This is a genomic window from Frondihabitans peucedani, assembly GCF_039537585.1.
GTDB lineage: Bacteria > Actinomycetota > Actinomycetes > Actinomycetales > Microbacteriaceae > Frondihabitans > Frondihabitans peucedani.
Window position 1 is genome coordinate 1 of record NZ_BAABAU010000004.1, and the last position, 25,892, is coordinate 25,892.

The window sequence follows — 25,892 nt, forward strand, 5'->3', positions numbered from 1 at the left end:
CGGTCAGGTTCAGGCCCGACCCGTCGTGCTCGAGGAGGCCCTGGACGTAGGGGCGGTAGTCGCCCTTGGGGGACCAGTACACGACCGAGCCGCCCGTGATGGGGAACTTGATGGTGCCGTCGGCGAGGGTCGCCGTGCCGTCGGTCGAGGGGGTCAGGCCGAGGCTCTTCAGCGCGGCGAGGAAGTTGCTGTCGAGGGCGACTCCGGTGTCACCGCCGAAGATCTCGGGGACCGCGGCGACGGGCGCCGGGATCTTCGCCGACGAGGCGGCGAGGTGGACGGAGGGGGCTGCGTTGGCGGCGGTGCCGATTCCGGCAGCACCGGCGATGAGGAGACCGGCGGCGGCGAAGCTGATACCGGCTTTGGAGATCTTGCGCATGAGCTGTTCCTTTGTTGGACGTTACGAGAACGTCTCATCGACGTCCGTTGGGTGTTCACCCGATGTGATGTGTTCGCCGCACCACCGAGGAAGGTTTGGTAGCGGAGTCGGCCGTGACCGTTTCGTTACACGAGCCCTCAGCAGACGAGTGCGCTGCGGAGGGCGCCGGGCGATCATGTGAATCCAGCCGAGTCCGCGACCCCGCGCATGATCGAAAGAAAAGGCGCTGTTTCAGAAGGACGACTCTCCCCCGCTCCGAAGCGTCGGCCTAGCGACCAATCGAATCCCCTCGCGAGTTCCGAACCGAACGGACATGACAGATGCGGACGGCCAGGGAATTTGAAGATCGTGAAACGGTGAACGTCACGCTGCGCATCGTGGAACACATCAGCGACGCTTCCACCGTCATCGAGTTCCGATCGAACGGGTCGTGGACTGCGACGCTGACAGGTAGGTCCGGGCAGACGACGGTGATCCCGACCGCCATCGTCAGGTACTGGTGGCCCGCGAAAGAACCCGAGGGCGCGGCCCTTCTTCTGAGAACGCGCGACGTCATCTACCGGCTTCCCGTCACCCGGACCACTCTCGCCGTCATCGCGGTGGAGCTCACCAAGCGGTTAGGTGAGAAGGGGTACCCAGCAGGCCAGGGCACGCCGCGATGACCTTCGGGTGAAGCGATTGCTGATCCGCCGGGGCTTGCGCGACAGTTAGCGTTCAGACCACCCTGTGTCTGAAACCGGATCGACTACCGGTCGTCAATCGCCAGGAACCGGAGAGCCTTCCGGATGCGAGGGAACGAGGCGAAGCCGGGTGGTCAGGGGCGGAAGACCGCTCGCACGCACCCGTCGGTCTTCTCCTTGAACATCGCGTACCCACCGGGCCCGTCCTCCAGAGGCATGACGTGCGTGGCCAGGTGCTCGGTGACGAGCTCGTCTCTCGCCATCCGCTCGAGGAGCATCGGGATGTACCTCTGCCCGTGCTGTTGCGCGGACCGGAGAGTGAGGCCCTTGTTCATGACAGCGCCGAGGGGGAACTTGTCCACGAAGCCGCCGAAGACGCCCAGCACGAAGACGCTGCCGCCCTTCCGCGCAGCGAAGACCGCCTCGCGGACGGCCGTCGGCCTGTCGGTCTGCAAGCGCAGCTGCTGCTTCACCTGGTCGTAGGCGAAGTCGGGGCCGTCGCGGTGGGCCTCCATCCCGACCGCCTCGATACAGACGTCGGGGCCGCGCCCACCTGTCAGTTCGCGCAGCTCGGCGTTCACCTCGCTGGTCTCGTAGTTCATGGTCTCGGCGCCGATGACCTGCTCGACCTGCGCCAGCCGTTCCTGGAAGCGGTCGATCACGATCACCCGCTCGGCGCCGAGCAGAAGCGAGGCGCGGGCTGCCATCTGTCCGACGCCGCCGGCCCCCCAGACGGCGACGGTGTCTCCGGGTCGGACGCCGCCGAGATCCGCTCCCATCCACCCGGTCGGGGCCGCGTCAGAGGCGAAGAGCGCTCTCTCGTCGCTGACCCCATCGGGAACAGGGAAGGCCCCCTGGTCGGCGTACGGCACGCGGATGTATTCGGCATGACTGCCGGCCCACCCCCCGAGCGCGTGGGAGTAGCCGTAGCAGCCGCCGGGCGCCTGGCCCCAGAGCGCCTCGGGGATGCCTGCGTTCGGATTGCCGTTGTCGCAGAGCGAGTAGAGCTCGTTGCGGCAGTACCAGCAGTTCCCGCAGCTGATGAATGAGCAGACGACCACGCGGTCACCGACCTTGTGCTTGGCCACGGCCGAGCCGACCTCGACGACCTCTCCGATGAATTCGTGGCCGAGCACGTCTCCTGCTCGCATGGTCGGGACGTATCCGCCGAGGAGGTGCAGGTCCGAGCCGCAGGTCGTGCTCAGCGTCACCTTGACGATGGCATCCTGCGCATTGAGGATCCCGGGATCATCGACGTTCTCCACCGACAGTTCGTTCACGCCGGTCCAACACAGAGCCTTCACAGCACACCCTCGCCCTTCGCATCGTCTTCCGCCTTGTCGACGGCGCCTCCGAGCAGCGTGCTCGGTCGATCGCCGTGCGGCCTCGGTGTCGCCCTCAGGATCTCGCCGGTCTCGACGAGCTGCTTGGCGTCGCGCAGTGCCTCCCGGAGCGCCTTCGCAGGATCGCCGTCCGCGGCGAGGTCGATCCCCTCCCGGATCCGGGCATGGACCTCGAATCCCTTGTCGCCTGGGGCACGTTCGACTCGGATCTCGAGCGAGTCCGCCAACCGCTGCAGCGGCTCGGGATACCGGCCGCTCGAGAAGTCCCCTGCCTCGCCCAGGATCGTGACGGCCTTCCAGCCCTCGGGGTGCGCTCCGTCCCCGTCCGACTCGCGCTCCTTCTTCACGAGGGTGCGCGCGACGAGGCCCGCCGCCACTCCTGCGGCGCCGACTCCGGCTGCGACCGCTGCCTTGTTCGCCATGATCATGCCGCCTCTCCGGGCTTGAGGACGACCTTGGTCCAGCCGTCTTCGCGCTTGTCGAAGTGCTCGAAGGCCTCCGGAGCTTGGTCGAGTGGCAGCTCGTGACTGACGATGAACGACGGAGTCGCCTTGCCTGCCGCGATCAGGTCGCGCAGCTGGCGGTTGTACTTCTTGACCGGCGCCTGTCCCGTGGCCATGGTCTGGCCCTTGAACCAGTGGAGTCCCATGTCGAGGGCGACCTGCCCCTGCTTGGCGAGCTCGTCGGCGCCCCCCGGATCCTGGGGCACGAACACGCCGACGGTACCGATCCGTCCAGTGAATCGGACGGACTGGACGAGCCGGTTGAGCGTGAGGTTCGGCTGCTCGTCTCCGCCCGGATCGTGCGCCTGATAGCCGACGCACTCGCACCCGTTGTCGGCCCCGAGCCCCATCGTCTGCTCGAGGACGGCCTCGACCGGATCGACCTTCGAGTCGTCGATGGCGATGGCACCGATCGACTCCGCCAGTCGAAGACGATCTGGCTGGCGGTCCACGACCATGACCTTGCTCGCGCCCTTGATGGTGGCCGACAAGGCAGCCATCAGACCCACGGGGCCCGCCCCGTAGACGACGGTCTGGTCTCCCGGCCGCACTCCCGCCATCTCCGTCGCGTGGTAGCCGGTCGGGAAGATGTCGGCCAGCATCACGTAGTCGCTCGACCTCTCCTCGGCGTCCTCGCCCAGTCGAAGGCAGTTGAAGTCGGCCCAGGGCACCCGGAGCAGCTCAGCCTGACCGCCCGCCCACGGCCCCATGTCGGCGAATTCGTACGCCGCGCCTGCCCACTCCGGGACGGGCTGGGCGGTGAGGCAGTAGTTCGTGAGTCCCCGCTCGCAGTTCTTGCAGTGCCCGCACGCCACATTGAACGGCAGGACGACGTGATCCCCCACTTCGATCTTGTCGACGCCGCTGCCCACCTCGACGACCTCGCCCATGTTCTCGTGCCCGAACCACCGTCCTGTCTCGAAACTGGTGCGGCCCTCGTACATGTGCAGGTCGGACCCGCAGATGTTCGTGGTCGTGACTCGCACCAGCACGGGCGCCGTCAGCTCGCTCGCTGTTCCGCTCGTCGCGGTCCTGGGCATCGCGAGGTCTCTCGTGGGATGGCGCTCGTCGAGAAGAAACGGGGCTCACCGAGCCTGGTGGGCGCCTCTGGTAGCGACCGCTGTCGTAGTGGGCGTCACTGCGCTCTTCGTCTCGCTCGTTTACGGCGCCACGGACTAGCCGCCCACCGCTGAGGCGGTCGCTGGCAAGACGGCGCACCGCCTAGTCGGCGGCAGGCCCGCTGAACAGGTTGACGACGTTGCCGTCGGGGTCGCGGATCAGCGCGGAGCGGTTGCCCCAGGGCATCGTCGTCGGCTCGAGGACGACGTCTTCGCTCGGGAGTCGGAGGCGAGCGAAGTCGCCGTCGACGTCAGCGACCTCGAACTCGATGAACACGGACCGGTTCGTGGCAGGAGCGAGAGCGCCGCCGAGCATCGCGACGGTGGCGGTGCTGGCGATCGCGAGGTTCGCGCCAGGGCCGCTGAACTGGGCGAAGACCGGAGCGGGGCGCTCGGCCTGCTGGCCGGTGATCTGCTCGTAGAAGGCGACGAGCCCTTCGAGGTCGTCGGTGACGATGCGGATGGATGCGAATGACATGGGGATCCTTCAGAGGGCGGAACTGACTCGGAAGCATCAGCCTCGCCGGTCACCGCGACACCGTCCTGTCGGTGTTCAGCGAGAAAAGCAGCTGCGGATCAGCGGTCGGCGTCGACGACGGAGCGGAGTCGTCCGTACTGGATTGCGAGGTCCTCAGAGCGGAGGGCGCGCATCGGCGACCTCTCGCCGGTGACCGTGATCGACAGCATCCGGTCTCCGCGGAACGCTCGCACGCCGTCTCGGAGTCGGCACCAGGCGATCAGGTACCACTGCCCCTCCTTCACGATCGACCCCAGCGGTTCGGCATCCCGCGTCGACTCCGCACCGCTGGCATCCTGGTATCGCAGCTGCACGACACGGTCCGCACGCAGAGCCTCGGCGAACTCGACCGGAGCGATCGCGTCTTCTTCGCTCTCCAGGAAGTGCACGCGGGAGGCGACGGCGCTTGCGCGGGCCGCGTCGCGGTCCGGCATGACCGCAAGCATCTTCCGGGCGGCAGTCCGGGCAGACTGCCGGAACGGGCTGTGCTGGAGGGCGCTGAGCCCGATCAACACTGCGAGGGCTTCGTCCAGGGTGAAGCCCGCCGGTCCGAGGGTCGCCGACGCGTCGATGACGTACCCACCGGCTCGGCCGGCCTCCGCCCAGATCGGCAGACCCGACTGCTGCAACGCGGCGAGATCCCGCTCGATCGTCCGCACGGACACCTCGAACCGCTCTGCGAGACGACGCGCGCTCCGCGGCCGGGGAGACACCGCCCGCAGCTCCTCGACGAGAGCGTAGAGACGATCGGTGCGATTCACCGTCCCATCATCCGACAGGTCGCGCCCGCGCAGTGATGCGACCGACCGCCCCGCACAGCATCCGCGAGAGTCCTCACGGCGAGCGCGCAGGCTCCTGTCGGCTCTCCCATTGGCGACACCAGAAGTCTCTTCCCGGGCACAGGATCCGTCCTGAACTCCCGATGAGCTCTCCTGCTCGCTCCGCCTCTCGCCGAAGAAGATCCATGAACAGCACCTCCGTGACGCACTGGTTCGAGAACCTGCCGATCACCACTCTCCCGGTCCTCCTCACGGTCGACGTCGTCGCCGCGGTCCTCGTGATCGCCCTGCTGCTCCCGACGCGGAAGGGCCACTGGTGGCGGTGGATCGTCCCGGCCGTCGTCGTCGGGGCCGCTGCCGGCGGGGCGACGATCTGGTACGTCGGCGACGTGCAGAACGCCTTCGACGTGTCGCCGACCTGGGTCGACCGGATCTGGACCGGGGCCGCGTTCGCCGCCGTGCTCGTCGGTCTCGTCAACATCGTGCGGGCGGGGGCGGTGCGGAAGATCCTGGCGATCCTGATGATCGTCGCGACGGTTCTCGCGGCGGGCCTCGCGATCAACCGCGACGTGGGCGAGTTCCTGACGCCGGGACAGCTGCTGGGGTTGAACGGGTTCCGCCGGATCCTGCTGCCCCAGGATCGCGCGCACACCCGCGCCGACGGGAAGGGCGCGGCCACGACGTCGGACGCCTTCGACCCGACGCTCTACCGCACCTGGAAGGCCCCGGCCGGCATGCCGACGAAGGGGCGCGTGGGCGAGGTGGCGATCCCCGGCACGGTCTCGCACTTCGCAGCGCGCGACGCGATGGTGTACCTGCCGCCGGCGGCCCTGGTGAAGGACGCTCCCGCCCTGCCCGTCGTGATCCTGATGTCGGGTCAGCCGGCGAGCCCGAGCTCGGTGATCGACGCCGGCAACGTGCCCGAGACGCTGAACGCCCTCGCCGCGAAGAACCACGGCCTGGCGCCGATCGTCGTCGTGCCCGACCAGCTCGGAGCCAGCGAGGACAACCCGATGTGCGTCGACTCGCCTCTCGGGAACAGCGCGACCTACATCCTGACCGACGTCACGACCTGGATCCGGCAGCACCTCCACGTGGCCGCGGGCCGGCAGGCGTGGGCGGTCGGCGGCTTCTCGCAGGGCGCGACCTGCTCGATCCAGTTCGCCTCGGCCCACCCCGACGTGTTCGGCTCGTTCATCGACGTCTCCGGGCAGGAGTACCCGACCCTCGACACCGACGAGCAGGCCGTCGCGCAGGGCTTCCACGGGAGCACGGCCGCCTTCGACGCCGCGAAACCCGCGACGATCATGGCGAAGCACGGCACGTACCACGACCTCGTCGGCGTCTTCGCCGTCGGCCAGTTCGACAAGAAGTACGGCGCGAACACGAGGGTGATGTCGGCCCTCGCCGCCTCGCACGGCATCGCGGTCACGCGCTACATCAGCCCCGGCAGCGCCCACGACTGGACCACCGCGACCAACGGCTTCGCCCGCGGGTTCGAGGTGCTGTACCCGCGCTTCGGGCTCTCGGCCGCGGCGGCGCGACCGTGACCGCCCCGACCGACCAGGAGCCGCGCAGGATCACGACGCGGCGCGACGGCTGGGTGACGCACGTCGTCGACGCGGCCCGGCAGCAGCCCCTCAGCCTCGCCGTCGCGGTGGTCGTCGCGATCTATCCGGGCCCCCTCACCGAGCGGATCCTCGCCGCCCTGGCCGCAGTCGTGCTGATCGGCGTCGCCGAGCGCCGTCTCGGCTGGGTCCGCGCGCTGATCGCCGCCGGGGCGGGAGTCGTCGCGGCCGGGACGGCGGCCGCCGTGACGACGTTCGCGGCGCAGCGGATCGACGCGGACTGGGCGACCGATCTCGCCACGCACCCGACCTTCGCCCCGCTGACCCCCTCCCTCGCGGCCCTCATGGCGGCGAGCGCCGTGGTCGGCCCGCTCTGGCGACGCCGCATCCGCCTCCTCGGCTTCGCGGCGATCATCGCGCTCGTCCTCTACGACGGGCGGGCGTCGAGCATCGACGCCCTCCTCGGCGCCCTGGCCGGCCTCCTCGTCGGGCGGCTCCTCCGCGAGGGCGGCGCGGCGCCGGTGGCGTGGGCCCGGAGCTCCAGGCACGAGGCCCGCATCCTGCTGTCCGGAGTCGTCGCCCTGACCGCCGTCGGCCCGCTCATCACCCTGTCGGCGCACGCCCCCGTCGGCCTGCTCGCCCCGCTCGGCGGCCTGTTCCGCGACCGCTACGCCGTCAGTCGCGCGGCTCTCGAGCGCTGCGCCACGCGGCCGCTGTTCCCGGCTCAGCCGCCGCTGAGCGAGACCTGCCTCCGCGACAGCGCCCTGGCCGGCGCGCACGGCCCGGGCACGATCGCGCTCAGCGTCCTCCCCCTCGTCACCCTGCTGATCGCCGCCGCGCTGATCCGCCGCGGCAGCCGCCTCGCGGTCCTGGTGGCGATCGGGGTCGACCTGCTCCTCGGGATCCTCGCGCTCGTCTACTACGCGGTGCTGCCGCTCGCGGTCGACCCCGAGACCGGGGTCCGGCCCGACCGCTTCCGGGTCCTGGTCGTCCACGGGCTGTCGATCGCGGCTCCTCTCGCCGTCGCGCTCCTCCTGCTGGTGTTCCTCCGGCACTTCGCGGTCGAGACCCCGAAGCGGGTCCGGCGGGCGTTCGCGGCCACGATCGTGGCGGGCTTCGTGGTGCTGCTCGCGGTCTACCTGCTCGTGGCGCTCAGTTACTCCGACGACTTCCGCCCGCGCGGGCAGGTGACCCGGCTGATCCTGCTCGCTCCGCAGCGCTTCGTGCCGGTCGGCTTCATCGGGCCGGAGCACCTCGGTCCGGTCCCGATGGGCGGCCTCGCCCGGGTCGCCTTCGACTCCGTGGGCGCGCTGTTCTGGCTGCTGCTCGCCGTCGCCCTGCTCGTCGCCGCCCGGCGTGCGGAGCGGCTCGAGACCAGCGGCGACGACCGGGCGCGGGTGCGCGCGATCCTGCGCCGAGGCTCCGCAGGATCGCTCTCGCACCTCGCCACCTGGCCCGGCAACGCCTACTGGTTCACCCCCGACGGCCTCGCCGCCGTCGCCTACCGCCGCGTCGGCACGACCGCGATCACGCTCGGCGACCCCCTCGGCGACCCCGATCGCCGCCCCGAGGTGGTCGCGCTCTTCGCCTCCTGGTGCGACGACGAGGGCCTGACGCCGGTCTTCTACAGCGTGTCGGCGGACCTCCGCGGGGCCTTCGACCGGATCGGCTGGACGTCGATCCAGGTCGCGGAGGAGACCACGATCCGGCCGCGGGAGTTCCGGATGCAGGGGAAGAAGTGGCAGGACATCCGCTCCAGCATCAACCGGGCGGCGGCGAACGGCGTCCGGGCGGAGTGGACGCGCTTCGCCGAGCTGCCGCCCGCGATCCTGCGCCAGATCGAGGAGATCTCGGAGGCCTGGGTCGCCGACAAGGCCCTGCCCGAGATGGGCTTCACCCTCGGCAGCGTCGAGGAGATGGACGACCCCGACGTGCGGCTGATGCTGGCCGTCGACGGCGACGGCCGGGTGCTCGCGGTGACGAGCTGGCTGCCGACCTGGCGCGACGGCGTCGTCGTCGGCTGGACCCTCGACTTCATGCGGCGCGCGCCCGAGACGATGAACGGCGTCATGGAGTTCCTCATCGCGAGCACCGCCCTCCGCGCGCAGGCCGACGGCATCGAGTTCGTGAGCCTCTCCGCGGCACCGCTGGCGACGCAGGTTCCGGCGAGCGCCTCCCCCTCGCAGACCGAGCGCCTCCTCACGTTCCTCAGCCGCACCCTCGAGCCGAGCTACGGGTTCCGGTCGCTCCTGACCTTCAAGCTGAAGTTCCAGCCGGAGCTCGAGCCGCTGCTGATGGCCTACCCCGACCCGCTGCAGCTGCCCGTGATCGGCACCGCGCTGGCCCGCGCGTACATGCCGACGCTGTCGCCGCGGCGGATCCCGTCGCTGCTGCGCCGAGGGGGCCAGGGCTGATGGGCGAGGGCGTCCGCCGGGGCGTGCGCCGTGGCCTGCACCGCTACGGCTGGCTCGGCGCCGCCCTGCTCGTCGGCATCGCGGCCCCGCTCGCCGTCGCGGGCCTCTCGGGCAACCTCTCGATCCCCCACAACGACGCCTGGTCGTACAGCAGGATCGCGGAGCACTTCGCCGAGACCGGCCGCATCCGCCTGCTCGGCTGGAACCGCTCCGCCCTCCTCGGCCAGGTCGTCGTCCTCGGCCCGCTCGGGCGGTCGCTCGTGGCGCAGCAGGTGTTCGTGGCCGTGCTGGGCGCGGTCCTGCTGTTCTGCGTGCACGAGATCCTGGCCCCGCGCGTCGGCCCGCGCCGAGCCGGCGTCGCCGTCGCGGCGCTCTCGTTCTGGCCGGGCTTCACGCTCCTGACGACGTCGTTCATGGCCGACATCCCCACAGTCGCCGCCGCATTCCTCGCCCTGTACCTCGGCGACCTCGCCCTGCGACGCGACCGCGCCTGGATCCTGGGACTGGCTGTCCTCGCCGGGCTCTGGGCGTGTACGATCCGGATCCAGGGGATCGCCGCGCCGGTCGCGATCCTGTTCGTCGCCCTGACGCAGTCGGGTGCCGGTCACCGGATCCGGCGCCGGCACGTCGTCGCCCTGGCCGTCGTCTTCGCCGGGCTCCTCGCCGCGTTCAGCCTCTGGCAGAGCCGCCTCCCGGACGGCGACCACGTGGCGCTCGCGCTCCGCCCGGACCCGCTCGACTCGGTGAGCCTGAACTCGGTGCGGGCGTACTTCGAGCTGGCGCTCGTCGTCGGCCCCGTCGCCCTCCTCGTGGCTCGGCCCGCGCGCTGGCGGACCCGCGGCTGGGTGGCCGCCCTCGCGGTCGCCCTGGTGGGCGGTCTGGCCTATCGGCAGACGGGAGCACGAGGCTTCTTCCTACCGAACTACCTGTCGTCGAACGGCGCCTACACCGAGGCCCTCGCGCCCGACCGGGTCGTCTTCAGCGAGAGCCACTGGCGGCTGGTCGTGCTCTTCGCGCTGATCTGCGGGGCCCTCCTGGCGGCCGAGCTGACCCGGCCGCGCGTCCGGGACGTGCCCCTGCTGACCGCCTTCGGCGTGCTCACGATCGCGGGGACCGCCGTGACGTTCGCCGCCGACCAGCAGGTCTACGGGCGCTACCTGATCCCGCTCGCGCCCTGGATCCTGCTGCGGGTCCTGACGCCGACGGCGGAGCCGGAGACGCTCCGGCCGCGCGGGCTGCGGCGCTTCGCGGTCACTGCGGCGCCGCGACTGACCGGGGTTGTCGCCCTGCTCGCCGTCTTCGGGCTCTCGTCGGCGATCGCGGCAAACGCGTGGGCGTTCGACAGGACGCGCTGGGACGTCGGCACGGCCCAGGAGCGGCGAGGGGTCCCGGCGACCCGCATCGACGCCGGCATGGAGTGGCTCGGCTGGCACTCCCCGCGCGGCGTGATCGACCGCGATCACGCCGGCGGTTCGTTCGCGGGCCTGTTCTCGAAGTCGCCGTCGTGCGTCGTCGTCAGCACCGAGGCGAAGCCGAACCCTCCCGCCGCGTGGCGTCTCGTGGGCGACGTGCCGTACCGGAGGTTCCTCGTCGCGGGCGAGGCGCGGCTGTTCCTGTATGAGACAGGGGCTGCAGGGTGCGGTGCGGCGGACAAAGCCGAGAGCGGGGCCCGGCCCCCGAAGGCCGAGCCCCGCTCGCCGTGACGCCGTCCCCGCGGCGCCTCCGGCCCTCGCCTATCGGGTCAGCGTGATCGAGTCGATCTCGGCATAGCCCGTGCCCCCGGCGAAGTTCGGTGATCCCTTGGCGAGTCGGATCACGTTCGAGCCCGCCTTCAGCGTCACGTTCGTCGAGACGGAGTTCGAGAAGGTCCCCCAGGTGCCGGTCGACGGGTAGGAGACCGTGGAGAATGCGCCGCCGTTGTAGGCGAGTCCCTGCGTCGACGTGGTCGTGCCGCCGTTGGCGTAGCGCACCGCCATCGAGTAGGTGCCGGCGGTCGGGACGTCCACCAGGAAGTCGACGAAGCTGTCGGTGCGAGCGTCGCCCGTGCCGTCGATGCGTCCGACGTAGCCGCCGTTGGAGGCGGTCGGCGACGACAGGCGCTGGGCGTTCACCACGGTGGCGTTCTCGGCCTCGTAGGTCTGCTGCGTCGCGGTCGTCGGCCCGTTCAGGGGCGTGACGACGAGCTGGTAGGCGCCCTGGTAGTCGGCGGCGGCGGACACCGGGACGGTGACGGAGCCGTTGACGACGTCGAGGGTCTGCGATCCGAGAGCGGTCGGGGCTGCGACGTTCGTCTGCCGGCCGGAGCCGGGCGTGAACTTCAGCGTCGCCTTCACCTGGGTGCCATAGCCGCTCAGGCCGTCCACGCGGACCGTGGTGGTGCCCGCCTGGCCGCCGAAGACCACGTTGACGATCTTGCGAGTCGAGTCCTGCGCCGCGATGCCGTCGAGGAAGTTCGACGCGGTCACGGGCAGCATGGTGCCGGCCATGTCGCCGTACCACTTGTACATCCAGTACGAGGCGGTGGGCTTGTCGTTGTACAGCAGACCGTTCACCGTCCCGGACTCGAACCAGTAGGCCCTCTCCGCGTCTCGGACTCCGGCCCGTTCGAACTGCGCGACGTAGTGCAGCGCGGCGCTCGGGACGTCGACCTGGTCGGGGGCCGCGTACTCGTTGATGGAGATGGGCCGGGGCGTGATCCCGAGCTGCGCCTCGATTGCCTTCAGGTCGGCGACGTGGCTGGTGATGAGGTTCCAGCCGTCGGCGCCGCTGTTGAGTTCGTGCCAGGAGATGACGTCGGGCACGGTGTTGTTCGCGACGTCGTTCTTCAGGAACGCGAGCATCGTGTCGTGGTTGTAGGTGCTGATGCTGGGGCCGACGATCGGCGTCACGGTGTCGTACTTCTTGACCTCGTTGTAGATCTTGACCCAGGCGTCGTTGAACGGGCCGTTGTTCGCGGTGTCCCAGGTCCCGTCGGGCTCGTTCCAGAGCTCCCACCCGTTGAGGTTCGTGGTAGACGCGGCCGCGAGGCGCGCTCGGACCATCGTGTCGACCTTCTGGAGGTAGCCCGGGACTGTCACGCCCTGATACGGGAAGCCCGGGTAGATGTCGGCCATCCGGATCGTCGTCTGAGCTCCGACGCTCGTGGCGACGGGCGCGACCTTGAGGGCGTCGCCGGTGGCCACTGTGGCACCGTTGCCGATCTGCTGGACGCCCGGTGCCGGCTGCGTGAGCTGATTGAGTCGGAGCGGCGGGAGGAGAGTCGGGTCGGGGGTGGTGGTCGTGGCGAGCGAGTAGAGCCCGCCGTCGGCGACGTGCGTCACAGGGCGGAGGACCGCCCCGGCGTTCACGACAAGGGTGTTCGTGTCGGCCTGTGCAGCGCCGGCGCCGACGAGCACGCTGCTCGCTATCAGCGCGGTCGTGGCGAGGGATGCGGTCAGTATTCGTTTTCTCATGCCGTGCTCCTTTGCAGGGGATGGGGAGGATGCCCGGGTGGGCGGGTCGCCGGAGCGACGTCTCGGCGGGTCAGGCCATGGGCAGCCAGACCCGCATGGTGGAGGGGCCGTCGTTCGCCCACTGCGCGTAGGGGATGAGCTGACCCCGGACGGGAGGCTCCGACTCGGTCGCCGGTTCGCCGTAGGGCCAGCCCGACTCCGGAGTCGCCGTCCGCTTGAGCGAGACGGCGGCACCGCGGTCGGTGGTCCAGAGGGTGTCGGAGGTGTCGACGACGAGGTCGTTGACGGAGACGGCGTCCGCCGGCTGCTCCAGACACAGGACGAGGGGGCCGCGCTCGACGGCGACGGTGCCTCGGACGGCGTCGATCCGCGGATCGGGGCGAACCCAGCGCGCCTCCATCGGCAGCTCCAGGACGACGACGTCGGCCGGCTCGAAGACGCGGCGGATGACGACGGAGTCGCCCTCGACAGTGACGGGGGCGTCCGATCCCACGGTGACGACGGCGCTCCCCGCCCACGCCGGGATGCGGAGGGTCAGCGTCGTGGGCTCCGACGTCCGTGTCCGGGACGTGACGACGACGTGTCCGTCGAAGGGGTAGCCGCTCCGGACGCTGAAGCCCGCGACGGCACCCGAGTCGAGCGTGACATCGACGTCGTAGTCGCCGTACTGGTGCAGCTGGACTCCGTCGGCGGTCTTCGTGGCGAAGTACAGCTCGACGCTCGCCAGTGTCCGTGCGACGTTCGTCGGGCAGCAGGACACCTCGAACCAGGGGGCCCGGAGGCTCGAGAGGGCCCGGGCGTTGATCCTGGTCTCGTCCGGCGCCGTGCCGGGCACACGCTGGTGGAGGGTGTTCGTGTAGAAGAAGGCGCGGCCGTCCTCGCGGGGAGAGGCGAGGACCGTGTTGAGGAGTGTGCGCTCGAGGAGGTCGGCGTAGCGGGCGTCGCCGTGCTGAAGCAGCAGCCGCCACGAAAGCATGTTCGAGGCGATGCCCGCACAGGTCTCGGCGTAGGCGCGGTCCGGCGGCAGTTCGAAGTCCGCCCCGAAGGCCTCGTCCTGGTGGTGCGAGCCCATGCCCCCGGTGACGTAGGTGCGCGTGCCGACAGTGTGCCGCCACTGCCGGGTCACCGCCTCCGCGAGGGCCTCGTCGCCCGTCTCGACGGCGACGTCGAGCGCCCCCGAGGCGAGATAGAGAGCGCGGACGGCGTGCCCGCGGAGCGTGGAGGCCTCTCGGACGGGCACGTCGTCCTGGAAGTACTCCTGGCCGTACTCGATGGGCTCGAGGAGGCCGTGACCCCGGCGCTCGACGAAGAGCCGGGCGAGCTCGACGTAGCGCGCATCTCCAGTCGCGCGGCCGAGCTCGACGAGGGCCGGCTCGATCTCGGGGTGGCCGCAGACCGCGATCCTGCCGTCCGGGCCGAACGTCTCGTAGAGGTGGTCTGCGAGACGGATCGCGACATCGACGAGCCGACCCGAGCCCGACGTGCGGATCCTGGCGACGGCCGCCTGGATCAGGTGCCCGAAGCAGTAGAGCTCGTGACCCCACTCGAGGTCGGAGTACCGCTCGCGCTGCCAGCGCCGCCCGAAGCTCGTGTGGAGGTAGCCGTCCGGATCCTGCGCGGCCGCGACCCTCGAGACGAGCGCGTCGTAGCGGTTCTGAAGGTCGCCGTGCGGTTCGCGTCCGAGTTCCCAGGCCATGCCCTCGAGCAGCTTGTAGACCTCGGAGTCGACGAACTCGATGCCCGCGTGCTCCCAGCCCTCCTCGTGCGACGCGGCACGGTCGAAGTTGCCGATCCAGCCGATCCGCTCCATCCAGTGCTCGCAGTGCGCCAGGACGACGTCGGCGTTCAGCCGCTGCCAGTCGCGCCAGTAGCCCTTGGTGAGGTGGATCTCGCCCGCGTCGAGGGGCTGCAGGATCGAGGTGCTCGGCCGCACAGGACCGCCTCGGCGACCGGGCGCCGCCGATCGGACGGGGGCCGCGGTCTCGTTCATCGTGTCGGTCATGGTCAGTCCTTCACGGCACCGGCCGTGACACCGGCGGCGACGTAGCGCTGGGCGACGACGAGGAGGATCGTCGCGGGGATGGAGGCGACGACGGCGGTCGCCATGATGGAGTTCCAGTCCTGGTTGTTGTTGCCGATGTACCGGTAGATGCCGAGGGTGATCGTCTGGAGGTCGCCGCCCGAGTTCAGAGTCGAGGAGAAGACGAAGTCGCTCCAGGCCCACAGGAAGGCGAACAGGCTCACCGTCACGATGGAGTTGCGGCTGACGGGCAGGACGATCGACGTGAAGGTGCGCCAGGTGCCGGCGCCGTCGAGCTTCGCGGCCGACATCAGCTCGTCGGGGATGCCCGACATGAAGGCGGTGAAGATGAGCACGCCGAACGGGACGGCAAGTGTCGAGTCGGCGATGATCAGCCCGACCGGCTGGTTCAGGATCCCGAGGTTCAGATAGATGGCGTAGAAGCCCATCGCGACGATCACCTGCGGGATCATCTGCGCTACGAGCAGCACGAACGACAGCGCTCCTCCGCCTCGAGGACGCAGCTTCGCGAGCGAGTACGCCGCCGGGGCCGAGACGGCGACCGTCAGCAGGACCGTGCCGAGTCCGATCACGAGGCTGGTGCCCAGGTATGGGAGCTGCTGCTGCAGGACGGCCGCGTAGCCGTCGAAGGTCGGGTGGAAGGGGAACCAGGAGGGCGGGGTGCTGCGCATCTGCGACTGCGGCGTCAGCGAGACGTTGATCATCCAGTAGATGGGGAAGAGCATGATCGCGGTGAAGACGATCCCGAGGAGGGTCTTGCCGAGACCGCGCTTGCGACGCCGGACCTGCGCGTCCGGGGTCGAGGGGATCGTCCGCGCACGGCGACCGATCGGGGTGACTGTGGCGGACATCACTGGGCCTGCTTTCTCTGCACGCGGAGGTAGAGGAATCCGAAGATCAGGGCCATGACGATCAGCAGGTTGCCGACCGCGGCCGCGGGGCTGAAGCTCGGCAGGGTCGACCCGAAGCCGAGCTGGTACGACCAGATGGCGAAGGTCGTGGAGGCGTCGCCCGGGCCGCCCTTGGTCATGATCCAGATGATGTCGAAGACCTTGAGCGTGTAGACGAGGCCGAGCAGGATCGTTATAGCCGAGACCGGCCGGAGCAGCGGGAAGGTGATCCGCCAGAACTTCTGCCAGGCGTTCGCCCCGTCGAGGGCCGCGGCCTCGTAGATGTCGGTCGAGATGTTCTGGAGGCCGCTGTACAGGATGACGAGGTTGAACGGGATCCCGATCCAGATGTTCGCGATGATGACGGCCGTGAGCGCCCACTGCGGGGAGGTGAGCCAGTTCACCTGACCACCGCCGAACGACGAGATGACCGAGTTGATGACGCCGGAGTCGCTGTTCATCATCCACGACCAAGTCGACGCGCTCACGATGAGCGGGAGGAGCCACGGCACCAGGAACAGCGCCCGGAGCGTCGAGGAGAGACGGAAGTTCTGGAAGAAGAACACGGCGAGGGCCATGCCGAGGGAGAACTGGAAGAGGATCGAGACGCCCGTGAAGAGCAGCGTGTTCGTGAGCGCCGGACCGAAGGTGGGGCTCTGGAACACCGCCACGAAGTTGGCGAGGCCGACGAAGGGGGCCGATCCGTCGATGAAGCTGCGCACGGTGTAGTCGCGCACCGACAGGTCGACGTTCCGATACAGCGGGTAGGCGTAGAAGATCGCCAGGTAGGCCACGACGGGGGCGATGAACGCCCACGCGGTGAGCTGCTCGGCGCGGAACCTCTTCGCGAGTGTCGGGCGCGGGGGGCCGGCCGAGACGGCCGGCCCCCTCTCCGGCACGGGGGCCTCAGGTCGATCGATGATCGTCGTGCTCATGGTGTCGTTCTCCTGTTCGGCCACCGTGCCGGAGTCGCCCGGCGGTGGAGGCGGTGCTGTGTTCGAGCCGGCGCTCGGCCGACTGCTGCTACTTGGTGGCGGCCGCTGCGGCCGTCTGAGCTTCCTGGAGCGCCTTCTCGGGGCTGGTCGAACCGCTCAGGCTGTTCTGGACCGCCTTCCACAGCTGCTCCGAGATCTTCGGGTACTTCGTGCCGAGGTTGTCGCTCGTGCGCCCCTTCGCATCACCGACGGCGGTCACCCAGGGCTTGAGGTCCGGGTCGGCGGCGAGCTGCTCCTTCTGAGCGGCCTCGGTCGGGGCGACGTACGACAGCGTGGTGTCGGTCGAGACGAAGTTCTTCGTGCTCGTCAGGCACGACTGGATCTTCTTCGAGACCGCGTAGCGGGCGGAGTCCTTCTGCACGGGGAGCGTCAGGAACTCGCCTCCGGTCGGCGCCGGAGCTGCGCCGCCGTCCTTCGCGGGGATCGAGATGATGCCGTAGTCGATGTCGGAGGCCTTGACGCCGGCGAGCTGCCAGGTGCCGTTCTCGCTGAACGCGAAGTTCCCGGTGAGGAACTCCTGCCAGGAGGTCGTCTGCGTGTTGTTGATGACGGAGTTCGGCGCGTAGCCCTCCTTCACCCAGTCGGTCCAGAGGCTGAGCGCATCGACGGCCTTGGAGGAGTCGAGCTTCGTCAGCTCGGCACCGGAGCCCCAGTACCAGGGCAGGAACTGGAAGCTGCCCTCCTCCGTGCCGATCGCCGAGAACGTGATCCCCTTCTTGCCGATCGCGTCCACCTTCTTCAACGCGGCCGTGAGGGACGACCAGTCCGTGATGCTCGAGGCGTCGACGCCGGCGGCCGTGAGGATCTTCTTGTTGTAGTAGAGCGCCAGCGTGTTGGCTCCGATGGGGACGCCGTAGGTCTTCCCGTCCACCTGCCCGGCGGCGAGGATGTTCTTCTCGATGCCGCTGGTGCTGGTCTTGGTCTCAGAGGTGTCCGTCAGGATCCCGGCGTCCGCGAGGGTCGAGACGACGGGGTTGTCGACGAGGAGGAGGTCGGGCGAATTGCTCTGCTGCCCGGCGAGGAGCGCCTTGCTCGTCAGGTCGGAGGTGTCGTACCCGGTGCGCTTGACCGTGACACCCGCTGCGGTCCCGCACTTCTCAACCGCTTTCGTCCAGGCGGACGAAGCATCGAACTGGGGGTACGGGTCCCAGAAGGTGTAGGTGCCCTTGGCGGCGGAGCCACCGCCGGATCCGGAGTTTCCGGCACAGCCCGTGAGGGCGACCGAGGCTGCTGCGATGCCGACTACTGCGGCGATCGTGCGGCGGCGAGTGAAGAACGAGACCACTGGGATTCCTCTCTGAATGCAGTGCTTCTGCAGGGTGCGGGGCGGAGAGGCCCTCGGTGCGAACAGGATCTCTCCGTTGAAATCAAAACCGAAACTGTTTTCGGTGAGACCATATTCGGCCCGCGACTTGCCTGTCAAGGCATTCCTGAACTAATTTCGGGTCATGACGACGACGAGCGGTCTCGGTCGGGAGCAGCCGCCCAAGGTGACCCTCTCGGATGTGGCGCGGGCTGCGGGCGTGTCCGTCGCCACCGCATCCAAGGCGCTCAACAAGCGCACGCACGTCAAGGAGGCGACGAGACTCCGAGTCGAAGCTGCCGCGGCGGCTCTCGACTTCACCCCGAACTTCTTCGCCAGAGCACTCAACTCGTCCCGGACCAACACGATCGGCATGGTCACGAGCGATCTGGACAACCGCTTCGTCCTGCCGATCCTGCTCGGGGCCGAAGACGCTTTCGGATCGGGTTCGCTGAGCGTCCTGCTGGCGGATGCGCGAGACGACGTCCTGCGCGAACAGCTCCACATCGAGACCCTCATGAGCCGGAAGGTCGACGGGCTCCTCATCGTGGGGCGGACGACGAACCCCAGGCCCCCGGCATCCGTCTTCGCCGACGTGCCGGTCGTCTACGTCTACGCGCCGTCGACAGACGACTCGCACATGTCGGTGACGCCGGACAACGTCCTGGCAGGCCGACTCGCGGTCCGACACCTGCTCGACTCCGGTCGACGCAGGATCGCACTCGTCAACGGAGAGGCCTCCTATGCTGCGGCGCAGGATCGAGCAGCCGGTGTGACAGCAGAGCTGGCCGACCACGGGCTCGAGCTCGTCGGTGGGCACTCCCTGTTCGGCCAGTGGGGCGAGGCCTGGGGCCGCGACTGCGGACGGCTCCTCGCCACCGGCGACTCCGGCATCGACGCTGTGATCGGAGGCAGCGACCACATCGCTCGCGGAGTCCTCGACAGCCTCCGCGATCTCGGCAAGCGCGTGCCCGACGACATCGCCGTCATCGGCTTCGACAACTGGGACATCCTCGTCCAGGAGTCTCGGCCGCCGCTCACGAGCATCGACATGAACCTCCAGCACCTGGGGCGGGTCGCCGCGCAGCGCCTCGTCGACGCGATCGCCGGGACCGTGCAGCCCGGCCGGTCGTATGAGCCCGTGCACGTGGTCGCACGGCAGTCGGCCTGACGAATCGGAACCAGCCCCGCAGAGTCGGTCACTGCGGCAGCGGCTGCGGCAGCGACAGAAGTGCGGCCGACCCCCGGGGGAAAGGGCCGGCCGCAGGATCACGAGACCAGGCGCGGTCCCAGAAACGGCTGAGAAACCCGCGGCGCGCGCCTCACGGGACGAGGATCACCTTCCCGTTCAGGGTGCGCGACTCGGCGAGCTCGAGGGCTGCGGCCGCCTCGGACAGCGGGAACCGCGCCGCGATGTTCGCCGTGATCGTCCCGGTGCGGAGAAGCTCGAAGACGTGCCCGAGGTCCTCCTCGAGGCGGCGGCGGAACCGGGCCGGGCTGGTCCGGTGCCCGGCCCAGAGGTCGTAGAAGGTGGCCCTCCGGCCGTTCGGGAGCGCCGTCCGGAGCAGGGCCAGCCCGAATGCGCCCAGGAACGGGCGCAGCAGCCCGCCGGTGCCGCTGACGGCGTCGATGATCGCGTACGAGACGAGCGTGCCGCCCCGGGCGAGCAGCTCCCACGACGTCGTGGTCGTCGCACCGCCGATGTTGTCGAAGACCGCGTCGACCCCGCCGGGGGCGACCCGACGCACGACCGCGGCCAGATCGGGGTCGTGGTAGTCGACCGGGATCACGCCCGCGGCGCGGAGAGCCTCGTGGTGGCGCGGGGACGCGGCCCCGATCACCCGGACCCCGTGGTGCTGGGCGAGCTGGATCAGGATGCCGCCGACTCCGCCGTTCGACCCGAAGACCAGGATCGTCTGGCCGGGCCGCACCCGCGCGGCGCGGTGCAGCATCTGCCACGCGGTCACACCGTTCACGACCACGGTCTCGGCGTCCTCGGCCGAGACGCCGTCCGGGACGACGACAGTGTCGCGGGCCTCCACGACGACGCTGCCGGCCCAGGCGCCGGTCTTGGTCATCGACGCCACCCGCCGGCCGACGAGCGCAGGATCGGCACCGGCACCGGCCTCGACGACCCGCCCGACGAGGTCGTACCCGGGCGTGAAGGGGAACGCCGGCTGACCGAAGTAGCGGCCGCGGCGCATCGCCTGCTCCGCGTACGAGATGCCGGTGGCCTCGACCTCGACCAGGTACTGGCCGGCTGCCGGACTCGGGACGGGAGTCGTCGTGACGACGAGCCCGGACGCCTCGACGAGGCCCGGCAGGATGACGCGCGTGGCGGTGGCGGAGACCATGAGGCCCTCCTTCTGCGACTCTCTGTCGCTTTGTGAATACCCTTCACACTATTGATGGGGTGTTACTGTGTCAAGGAGTAGTACTCGACAGCACCGGAGGGGTCATGACGACGGAGACACGACGGCCCACGCGCCGCGAGGAGCGGCGCCTGCAGACGGTCCAGGAGATCAAGTCGCTGGCCATGGAGCAGATCCGGGAGGGCGGGCCCGACGCCGTGTCGCTGAGCGGCATCGTCCGGCAGATGTCGATGTCTCCGGCCGCGGTCTACCGCTACTTCGAGAATCGCGACGCCCTGCTCGCCGACCTCGTGGTCGACGCATACGACGACTTCGCCGACAGCCTCGCGGCCGCCTCCGCCGATGCGACCGCAGCGGACGCCGGCGACGACGCCCGGCTCGTGGCCGTCCTCACGGCCAGCCGCACCTGGGCGACAGCGCACCCGAACGCGTACCGCCTGATCTTCCAGACCGGCTTCGGCTCCGGCCGCGAGTTCGCCGCCGAGCGCACCGTCGCCGCCTCGTCGAAGAGCATGGCGGTCATCGTCGACGCCATGATCGGCGCTTCCCGCTCGGACTCCTCCCCCGAGGGGCGCGCAGGATCGACGCCGCTCGCGCCCGAGCTCGAGGGGACGATCCGAGCGTGGTCGGCCAGGTCGGGTCTCGCCGAGGTGAGTCCGCTGATCTTGAGCACGGCGGTCTCCGCCTGGACGCGCCTGCACGGCGTGATCAGTCTGGAGCTGGGCGGCCACCTCGAGGCGGCCGGGCTCGACCCGGCCAAGCTCTACGCGGCCGAGGTGGAGGAGCTGCGCGAGCGCCTGGCCCGCGTCTGAAGCCCGTCGGGGCGGGCCCGCGGCAGACGCTCCGTCAGGCTCGCGTCTCGGCCTCGAGGGCGGCGCCGGTGTAGTCGTCGGAGTCGAGGCTCAGCACGAAGGGCGCGAAGAGCTGCGGGATCGGCGTGCCCGCGCGGGGTCGCGAGATCACGCGCGGGTGCGGCGGACGGGAGTCTTGAGGGGCTCTACTGGTCATGACCCTGCAGGTCTACCGGCAGCCACCGACATCGGTCTCCCCGTGCTCCAGAACGGGGGGCTGAAGAGCTTGTTGCAGACGCATACTCTTTGCACCAGGGGAGGTGGGTCACCATGGAACGACGACGCCGCACACGGGGGTTCGTCCTAGCGGGTCTGTACCTCTGCGCCGCTACAGCCGCCGCCCTCGCCATCACGGCGATCCTCCACGCCGTCTACCTCGGCTGGGCGCTCGGTCTCGTGGCGTCCGTCACGGCTCTGCTCGTCGCCTACCGGATCCGGACCGGCCGCCGCCCGTGGTCGCGCGAGGGCGCCTGATCGTCCTCGTCGTTCTGCGTCGTTCGCGTCGTCCCCGTCGTTCTGCGTCGTCCTCGTCGTTCCGCGTCCCTCGGTGGGGAGCACCGAGGGTCGAGGGTCACTCTGGTCTCATGACCTCCAGCGCACCCGACACTGACGACGACCGCTCCGACCGCCGCGTCGGCCGGAGAGACGTCACCGAGTGGCGGTCCCGGACCGGGCAGCGCCTCGCCGAGCGGCACCGGAGCCTCGCCGACCGCGTGGGCGACCACCGCGCCCTCGTCGGGACGCTCGCCGTCGGCGTGGCCGTCGCGGCAGCCGCCTCCTTCGGCGCCTCGCGCATCTACGACGGCGTCACGAGCCGGAACGGGATCGAGAGCCTCGACGGTCCGGCCCTGGCTCTCGGCAAGCGCCTCCGCTCCCCCGCCCTCGATGCGGCGGCCGCCGGGATCGCGCGCGGCTTCGGGCCGGTGGGCATGCCGATCCTGGCGCTCGGCGGGGCTCTGGCCCTGGCGTCCCGCGAGCGGCACCTCACGCCGCTGACCCTGATGACCGCCGCCGGGGCCGGATCGCTCGCGATGACGCTGGCCGGTAAGGGCATCATCCACCGCAACCGGCCGCACCGCCGCGACGCGATCCCGCCCTATGAGAAGTCGCCGTCGTTCCCGTCCGGGCACACGCTCAACGCGACGACGGTCCTCGGCACGGCCGCCTACCTCGTCGCTCTGCAGCAGCGCCGCACCGGGCCACAGGCCGCGACCGTCGGCGCCGCGGCCGCGACTGCGGTCACGGTCGGCCTCTCGCGGGTCCTGCTCGGCGCCCACTGGTTCACCGACGTCGCGGTCGGCTGGACCACGGGCACCGGCTGGCTGGCCCTCGTCATCACGAGCCACCGCCTCTACCTGACATCGCAGGATGCGCGGGGCTGAGCCGGCACGCCTCCTCGCGCTCGGTGCGCCGGGCCGTCGCGTTCGCGGCCCCTGCAGCCCTGCTCCTCGGGCCGCTCGCCGTCCCGGCGTACGCCACCCCGGCCTCTCCTGCCTCGTCTCGTTGTGGAACAAGGAGTCGGGCTGGAACGTCTACGCCTACAACCCGGCCGGCGGAGCGTACGGCATCCCGCAGTCGTTCCCCGGCTCGAAGATGGCGTCGGCCGGAGTCGACTGGCAGACGAACCCGGCGACGCAGATCACCTGGGGCCTCGGCTACATCGCAGCCCGCTATGGGACGCCGTGCGCCGCCTGGGCGAACAGTCAGGCGTACAACTCGTACTAGGGGCTCGGTCTACCGTTCGGCTGCGGTCAGCGGTGGGCAGTCCGGCCAGCGGTGCGGACCGGCACGAAAAAGCCCCGCACCTCGGTGCGGGGCTTCTCGCTGCCGGAGAATCTCTTCTCCCAGCAGTACTGTCTCAACCAGTGTGCGCCTGGAGGGACTCGAACCCCCAACCTTCTGATCCGTAGTCAGATGCTCTATCCGTTGAGCTACAGGCGCATTTCTCAGAACCGCGCTTCAGGCACGTTTCTAGTGGCCGATTGGCCAGAGGAAACATTACACGAGCGTGGGCGGGGGCGCGAATCGGAGCCGGGGCGAGCATCCTGCGCGGCCTCTCGGTGGGAGTCCGCTGTGCCCCGGCCGGACGTCTGCTCACCGAGCTTTGCCGGGCGGGACTGAGCCACTTGTCAGGAGGGGTGCGGTTGGATTGGACGGTGAACGCGACCACTGTCTCCGCCTCGACGGCTGTCCGCCGTCAGGTGCCGGCGCGGTGGATCCTGACGAGTGTCGCGTCGGTCGTCGCCCTGGGCGGCGTGTACTCCGTGGCGGTCCTGACGAAGCCCGGGCAGCAGATCGAAGACAGCATCCTGCGGTCGGTGGACGGCGGGACCCTCCTCAAGTCGGGGCGGGCGCTCGACGCCATCTCGATCCCGGCCGTGCTGGTCGTCGTGGGCGTCGTGGTCCTGATCGCCATCGTGCGGCGGCGGCCCGGCGCGGCCCTGCAGTCGGCCACACTCATCATCGGCGCCATCGCCACGACGCAGGTCATCAAGGCGATCGCGCCGCGGCCCGAGCTGACGACTCTCACGCTGAGCAACAGCTTCCCGAGCGGCCACGCGACGATCGCGGTGGCCGTCGTCCTCGCCCTGGCCACGGCGTTCGGTCGCCGGCTGCGCCCGGTCATCATGATCATCGGGACGGCCTTCGCAGCCCTCGTCGCCGAGCAGACGGTCGCCTACGGCTGGCACCGAGTCAGCGACGTGTGCGGGGCGTGCGCGGTCGTCATGCTGTGGCTCGCCATCGTCCGGAGCGCCGCGGCCCTCTGGTCGAACGACCCCCGCGACACGGTCGGGCGCAGGGCGCACGGCTTCACGTCGGGCGTGCTCGGCCTCGCCATGGTCGCGACGCTGGCTGCTGCCGGGGCCGTCTTCTCGATCGGCATCGGCTCCGACATGACCGTCACGATGTCGACCGGCCCCGGAGTCCTCGTGGGCGCGCGGCTCCTCTCGGCGGGCGTCGTCATCGCGACGGCCTGGCTCGCCTGGAAGCTCGACCGCTCGATCTGACGGTGAGCCCGCTTGCTGCGCGGGTCTCGGATTCTCGCGCCGAGATCGCACTTCGACAGGCTCGCGCGGCATCCTGACCCGTCGAACTGCGATCTCGACAGCAGGAGCACCCCCGCGCAGGATCCGGCCCGCGAGATCGCAGCAGACGTCGCACGCGGGGCCCGCCACCCGACGGCTACTGCGACCTCGCCGCCGCGCCGCAGCAGGCCCGAGCGAGATCGCACTTCGACAGGCTCGCGCGGCATCCTGACGTGTCGAACTGCGATCTCGACAGGAGGAGCACCCCCGCGCAGGATCCCGGCCCCCGAGATCGCAGCAGACGTCGCCCCCGGGGCCCGACACCCGACGACTACTGCGATCTCGCCGTCAGGAGCAGCCGCAGCGAGCACCAGCTAGCTCGACTCCACACCGAACAGGAAGCCCAGGCCGTACGTCACGGCGGCCGCACCGAAGCCGATCGCGAGCTGACGCAGCGCGCGACGGAGCGGCGAGGTACCCGAGAGGAGCCCGACGATGGCGCCGGTCCCGAGGAGGGCGAGGCCGACGAGCACCGACGCGATGATGATCGCGGTGAGACCGGTGGCACCGAAGAGGATCGGGATCAGCGGGATGATCGCCCCCGACGCGAAGAACAGGAAGCTCGACACGGCGGCGCCGAGGCCCGAGCCGATGGCCTCGTGGGCGTCCGACGAGGAGGCGGCAGCGGCCTCGGCGTCAGCGGGCGACAGCACGGGCGCGAGCTGCGAGGAGGCCGTGGGGACGGCAATCGCGCCCGTCCGGACCTGGAGCGCGGCCAGGACATCCTGCGCATGCTCGGCCGCATCGTCGGCGTCCATTCCGCGGGCGCGGTAGACGAGAGCGAGCTCGTTGGCGTCGACGTCGAGGTTCGGCAGGACATGCTGCGCCTCGGGGTCGGGCGTCGACGCGGCGAGGAGCTCCCGCTGCGACGAGACGGAGACGTACTCCCCCGCGCCCATCGAGAGGGCGCCGGCGAGGAGGCCGGAGAGGCCTGTGACGAGCACGACGCCGTGGGAGGCGCCCGAGGCGCTGACGCCCAGGATCAGCGCGAGGTTCGAGACGAGGCCGTCGTTGGCCCCGAAGACGGCGGCGCGGAAGGTGCCCGAGAGACGAGAGCGTCCCCGCTCGGCGAGGCCGCGGACGACCTCCCCGTGGATGCGCTCGTCGGCCGCCATGGCGTCGGTGGCGTCGGCGTCGGTCGCGTACGGCGAGCGCCCCTCGGCCCCCTGCACGAGGGCGAGCACGAACACCGAGCCGAACCGACGGGCGAGGACCCCCAGGATGCGCGTGCGCAGGTCGGTCCCGACCGGTCGCCCGACCCGGTCGCCGAGCAGGTCGCGCCAGTGCTGCTCGTGACGACCCTCGGCGTCGGCGAGCGCGAGCAGGATGTCGCGCTCTTCGCCGTCTCGGCGGGCGGCGAGGTCGCGGTAGACGGCGCCCTCGGCCCTCTCGTCGGCGAGGTACCTCCGCCAGCGCTTGATGTCGGCGGTGCTCGGCTGGCGGACGTCAGTCATGACGTCCAGGGTAGCGGGGCGCCGATCACGGCTTCCTGGGGCGTCGCCGCCGATCCTGCCGCATCCGCATTGCGCAGTGTGCAGAATTCACTTGGCAGGATCCCCCGGACGGGTTACGTTCAGCACGCGGCCGTACCCGATCGGGCG

General features: G+C 70.2%; 23 protein-coding genes, 1 tRNA gene and 1 pseudogene. 10 read left to right on the top strand and 15 right to left on the bottom strand.

Going from position 1 to position 25,892, the window contains the following annotated elements:
* Window positions 1-379: pseudogene (locus tag ABD733_RS13390) on the bottom strand (hypothetical protein); the annotation flags it as partial.
* A 377-nt stretch (window positions 380-756) separates the two neighbouring features.
* On the opposite strand from ABD733_RS13390, the gene ABD733_RS13395 reads away from it, so the two are divergent.
* Window positions 757-1,041 (top strand): hypothetical protein, encoded by a 285-nt coding sequence (locus ABD733_RS13395; protein WP_344797047.1) that lies wholly within the window; start codon window positions 757-759, stop codon window positions 1,039-1,041.
* 152 nt (window positions 1,042-1,193) lie between these two features.
* On the opposite strand, the gene ABD733_RS13400 is transcribed toward ABD733_RS13395, so the two are convergent.
* The 5 genes from ABD733_RS13400 to ABD733_RS13420 all read right to left on the bottom strand — a co-directional run bounded on the left by ABD733_RS13400 (window position 1,194) and on the right by ABD733_RS13420 (window position 5,301).
* Entirely contained in the window at window positions 1,194-2,324 is a 1,131-nt protein-coding gene (locus ABD733_RS13400; protein ID WP_344797049.1) for a zinc-dependent alcohol dehydrogenase, read from the bottom strand.
* A gap of 35 nt (window positions 2,325-2,359) precedes the next feature.
* Window positions 2,360-2,824, bottom strand: a complete 465-nt coding sequence (locus tag ABD733_RS13405) for a hypothetical protein (protein ID WP_344797051.1) — start codon at window positions 2,822-2,824, stop codon at window positions 2,360-2,362.
* Window positions 2,825-2,826: 2 nt separating this feature from the next.
* Window positions 2,827-3,945 (bottom strand): glutathione-independent formaldehyde dehydrogenase, encoded by a 1,119-nt coding sequence (locus ABD733_RS13410; protein WP_344797053.1) that lies wholly within the window; start codon window positions 3,943-3,945, stop codon window positions 2,827-2,829.
* A 181-nt stretch (window positions 3,946-4,126) separates the two neighbouring features.
* On the bottom strand, window positions 4,127-4,501 hold the full coding sequence (locus ABD733_RS13415; RefSeq protein ID WP_344797055.1) for a VOC family protein: 375 nt from the start codon (window positions 4,499-4,501) through the stop codon (window positions 4,127-4,129).
* A 98-nt stretch (window positions 4,502-4,599) separates the two neighbouring features.
* Complete coding sequence (locus tag ABD733_RS13420; RefSeq protein ID WP_344797057.1) at window positions 4,600-5,301, bottom strand: helix-turn-helix transcriptional regulator; 702 nt, start codon at window positions 5,299-5,301, stop codon at window positions 4,600-4,602.
* A 203-nt stretch (window positions 5,302-5,504) separates the two neighbouring features.
* Between ABD733_RS13420 and ABD733_RS13425 the strand changes: the two genes are divergently transcribed.
* From ABD733_RS13425 to ABD733_RS13435, 3 genes are read left to right on the top strand one after another with little or no spacing between them, the layout of a single operon-like run.
* On the top strand, window positions 5,505-6,869 hold the full coding sequence (locus tag ABD733_RS13425) for an alpha/beta hydrolase (protein WP_344797059.1): 1,365 nt from the start codon (window positions 5,505-5,507) through the stop codon (window positions 6,867-6,869).
* The gene (locus ABD733_RS13430; protein ID WP_344797061.1) at window positions 6,866-9,301 is read left to right on the top strand and encodes a bifunctional lysylphosphatidylglycerol flippase/synthetase MprF; all 2,436 of its coding nucleotides are present in this window, start codon (window positions 6,866-6,868) and stop codon (window positions 9,299-9,301) included. Before ABD733_RS13425 ends, ABD733_RS13430 begins: the two co-directional genes overlap by 4 nt.
* The gene (locus ABD733_RS13435) at window positions 9,301-11,004 is read left to right on the top strand and encodes an ArnT family glycosyltransferase (RefSeq protein WP_344797063.1); all 1,704 of its coding nucleotides are present in this window, start codon (window positions 9,301-9,303) and stop codon (window positions 11,002-11,004) included. The genes ABD733_RS13430 and ABD733_RS13435 overlap by 1 nt, the downstream gene beginning before the upstream one ends.
* A 30-nt stretch (window positions 11,005-11,034) precedes the next feature.
* Here the strand turns inward: ABD733_RS13435 and ABD733_RS13440 are convergent, their stop codons facing one another.
* From ABD733_RS13440 to ABD733_RS13460, 5 genes are all read right to left on the bottom strand, one after another.
* Window positions 11,035-12,753, bottom strand: coding sequence for a CBM35 domain-containing protein (locus ABD733_RS13440; protein WP_344797065.1), 1,719 nt, complete (start codon window positions 12,751-12,753; stop codon window positions 11,035-11,037).
* 70 nt (window positions 12,754-12,823) lie between these two features.
* Complete coding sequence (locus ABD733_RS13445) at window positions 12,824-14,755, bottom strand: glycoside hydrolase family 127 protein (protein ID WP_344797067.1); 1,932 nt, start codon at window positions 14,753-14,755, stop codon at window positions 12,824-12,826.
* 2 nt (window positions 14,756-14,757) lie between these two features.
* Window positions 14,758-15,519 carry a carbohydrate ABC transporter permease gene (locus ABD733_RS13450; protein ID WP_344798002.1) on the bottom strand — a complete coding sequence of 254 codons (762 nt, stop codon included), beginning with the start codon at window positions 15,517-15,519 and terminating at the stop codon, window positions 14,758-14,760.
* A gap of 125 nt (window positions 15,520-15,644) precedes the next feature.
* Window positions 15,645-16,619, bottom strand: coding sequence for a carbohydrate ABC transporter permease (locus tag ABD733_RS13455; protein WP_344797069.1), 975 nt, complete (start codon window positions 16,617-16,619; stop codon window positions 15,645-15,647).
* Between the two features lie 88 nt (window positions 16,620-16,707).
* Window positions 16,708-17,964, bottom strand: coding sequence for a sugar ABC transporter substrate-binding protein (locus ABD733_RS13460; protein ID WP_344797071.1), 1,257 nt, complete (start codon window positions 17,962-17,964; stop codon window positions 16,708-16,710).
* A gap of 163 nt (window positions 17,965-18,127) precedes the next feature.
* Between ABD733_RS13460 and ABD733_RS13465 the strand changes: the two genes are divergently transcribed.
* Window positions 18,128-19,153: a LacI family DNA-binding transcriptional regulator gene (locus ABD733_RS13465; protein ID WP_344797073.1), complete on the top strand. Its 1,026-nt coding sequence runs from the start codon at window positions 18,128-18,130 to the stop codon at window positions 19,151-19,153.
* A 151-nt stretch (window positions 19,154-19,304) separates the two neighbouring features.
* Here ABD733_RS13465 and ABD733_RS13470 read toward each other — a convergent pair whose 3' ends face one another.
* Window positions 19,305-20,336 (bottom strand): medium chain dehydrogenase/reductase family protein, encoded by a 1,032-nt coding sequence (locus ABD733_RS13470; RefSeq protein ID WP_344797075.1) that lies wholly within the window; start codon window positions 20,334-20,336, stop codon window positions 19,305-19,307.
* 104 nt (window positions 20,337-20,440) lie between these two features.
* On the opposite strand from ABD733_RS13470, the gene ABD733_RS13475 reads away from it, so the two are divergent.
* Window positions 20,441-21,166 carry a TetR/AcrR family transcriptional regulator gene (locus ABD733_RS13475; RefSeq protein ID WP_344797077.1) on the top strand — a complete coding sequence of 242 codons (726 nt, stop codon included), beginning with the start codon at window positions 20,441-20,443 and terminating at the stop codon, window positions 21,164-21,166.
* Between the two features lie 34 nt (window positions 21,167-21,200).
* Here the strand turns inward: ABD733_RS13475 and ABD733_RS13480 are convergent, their stop codons facing one another.
* Window positions 21,201-21,362, bottom strand: a complete 162-nt coding sequence (locus ABD733_RS13480; RefSeq protein ID WP_344797079.1) for a hypothetical protein — start codon at window positions 21,360-21,362, stop codon at window positions 21,201-21,203.
* A 113-nt stretch (window positions 21,363-21,475) separates the two neighbouring features.
* On the opposite strand from ABD733_RS13480, the gene ABD733_RS13485 reads away from it, so the two are divergent.
* The 3 genes from ABD733_RS13485 to ABD733_RS13495 all read left to right on the top strand — a co-directional run bounded on the left by ABD733_RS13485 (window position 21,476) and on the right by ABD733_RS13495 (window position 22,930).
* The gene (locus tag ABD733_RS13485) at window positions 21,476-21,679 is read left to right on the top strand and encodes a hypothetical protein (protein ID WP_344797081.1); all 204 of its coding nucleotides are present in this window, start codon (window positions 21,476-21,478) and stop codon (window positions 21,677-21,679) included.
* A gap of 110 nt (window positions 21,680-21,789) precedes the next feature.
* On the top strand, window positions 21,790-22,587 hold the full coding sequence (locus tag ABD733_RS13490; RefSeq protein WP_344797083.1) for a phosphatase PAP2 family protein: 798 nt from the start codon (window positions 21,790-21,792) through the stop codon (window positions 22,585-22,587).
* Complete coding sequence (locus tag ABD733_RS13495) at window positions 22,574-22,930, top strand: aggregation-promoting factor C-terminal-like domain-containing protein (RefSeq protein ID WP_425552926.1); 357 nt, start codon at window positions 22,574-22,576, stop codon at window positions 22,928-22,930. Before ABD733_RS13490 ends, ABD733_RS13495 begins: the two co-directional genes overlap by 14 nt.
* A 143-nt stretch (window positions 22,931-23,073) precedes the next feature.
* Here ABD733_RS13495 and ABD733_RS13500 read toward each other — a convergent pair.
* Window positions 23,074-23,146 (bottom strand) — tRNA-Arg (locus ABD733_RS13500).
* Window positions 23,147-23,361: 215 nt separating this feature from the next.
* Between ABD733_RS13500 and ABD733_RS13505 the strand changes: the two genes are divergently transcribed.
* A complete protein-coding gene (locus tag ABD733_RS13505) occupies window positions 23,362-24,213 on the top strand; it encodes a phosphatase PAP2 family protein (protein ID WP_344797085.1) in 852 nt (283 codons plus the stop codon).
* A 392-nt stretch (window positions 24,214-24,605) separates the two neighbouring features.
* Here the strand turns inward: ABD733_RS13505 and ABD733_RS13510 are convergent, their stop codons facing one another.
* Window positions 24,606-25,745: a VIT1/CCC1 transporter family protein gene (locus ABD733_RS13510; RefSeq protein ID WP_344797087.1), complete on the bottom strand. Its 1,140-nt coding sequence runs from the start codon at window positions 25,743-25,745 to the stop codon at window positions 24,606-24,608.
* Window positions 25,746-25,892: the final 147 nt, after the last annotated feature.

Excerpts from the sequence above, each read along its gene's own strand:
- ABD733_RS13455 (WP_344797069.1), bottom strand. The coding sequence starts at position 16,619 with ATGAGCACGACGATCATCGATCGACCTGAGGCCCCCGTGCCGGAGAGG.
- ABD733_RS13490 (WP_344797083.1), top strand. The coding sequence starts at position 21,790 with ATGACCTCCAGCGCACCCGACACTGACGACGACCGCTCCGACCGCCGC.
- ABD733_RS13510 (WP_344797087.1), bottom strand. The coding sequence starts at position 25,745 with ATGACTGACGTCCGCCAGCCGAGCACCGCCGACATCAAGCGCTGGCGG.
- ABD733_RS13445 (WP_344797067.1), bottom strand. The coding sequence starts at position 14,755 with ATGACCGACACGATGAACGAGACCGCGGCCCCCGTCCGATCGGCGGCG.
- ABD733_RS13450 (WP_344798002.1), bottom strand. The coding sequence starts at position 15,519 with ATGCTCTTCCCCATCTACTGGATGATCAACGTCTCGCTGACGCCGCAG.
- ABD733_RS13410 (WP_344797053.1), bottom strand. The coding sequence starts at position 3,945 with ATGCCCAGGACCGCGACGAGCGGAACAGCGAGCGAGCTGACGGCGCCC.
- ABD733_RS13415 (WP_344797055.1), bottom strand. The coding sequence starts at position 4,501 with ATGTCATTCGCATCCATCCGCATCGTCACCGACGACCTCGAAGGGCTC.
- ABD733_RS13485 (WP_344797081.1), top strand. The coding sequence starts at position 21,476 with ATGGAACGACGACGCCGCACACGGGGGTTCGTCCTAGCGGGTCTGTAC.
- ABD733_RS13495 (WP_425552926.1), top strand. The coding sequence starts at position 22,574 with ATGCGCGGGGCTGAGCCGGCACGCCTCCTCGCGCTCGGTGCGCCGGGC.
- ABD733_RS13405 (WP_344797051.1), bottom strand. The coding sequence starts at position 2,824 with ATGGCGAACAAGGCAGCGGTCGCAGCCGGAGTCGGCGCCGCAGGAGTG.
- ABD733_RS13470 (WP_344797075.1), bottom strand. The coding sequence starts at position 20,336 with ATGGTCTCCGCCACCGCCACGCGCGTCATCCTGCCGGGCCTCGTCGAG.
- ABD733_RS13435 (WP_344797063.1), top strand. The coding sequence starts at position 9,301 with ATGGGCGAGGGCGTCCGCCGGGGCGTGCGCCGTGGCCTGCACCGCTAC.
- ABD733_RS13440 (WP_344797065.1), bottom strand. The coding sequence starts at position 12,753 with ATGAGAAAACGAATACTGACCGCATCCCTCGCCACGACCGCGCTGATA.
- ABD733_RS13425 (WP_344797059.1), top strand. The coding sequence starts at position 5,505 with ATGAACAGCACCTCCGTGACGCACTGGTTCGAGAACCTGCCGATCACC.
- ABD733_RS13480 (WP_344797079.1), bottom strand. The coding sequence starts at position 21,362 with ATGACCAGTAGAGCCCCTCAAGACTCCCGTCCGCCGCACCCGCGCGTG.
- ABD733_RS13475 (WP_344797077.1), top strand. The coding sequence starts at position 20,441 with ATGACGACGGAGACACGACGGCCCACGCGCCGCGAGGAGCGGCGCCTG.
- ABD733_RS13465 (WP_344797073.1), top strand. The coding sequence starts at position 18,128 with ATGACGACGACGAGCGGTCTCGGTCGGGAGCAGCCGCCCAAGGTGACC.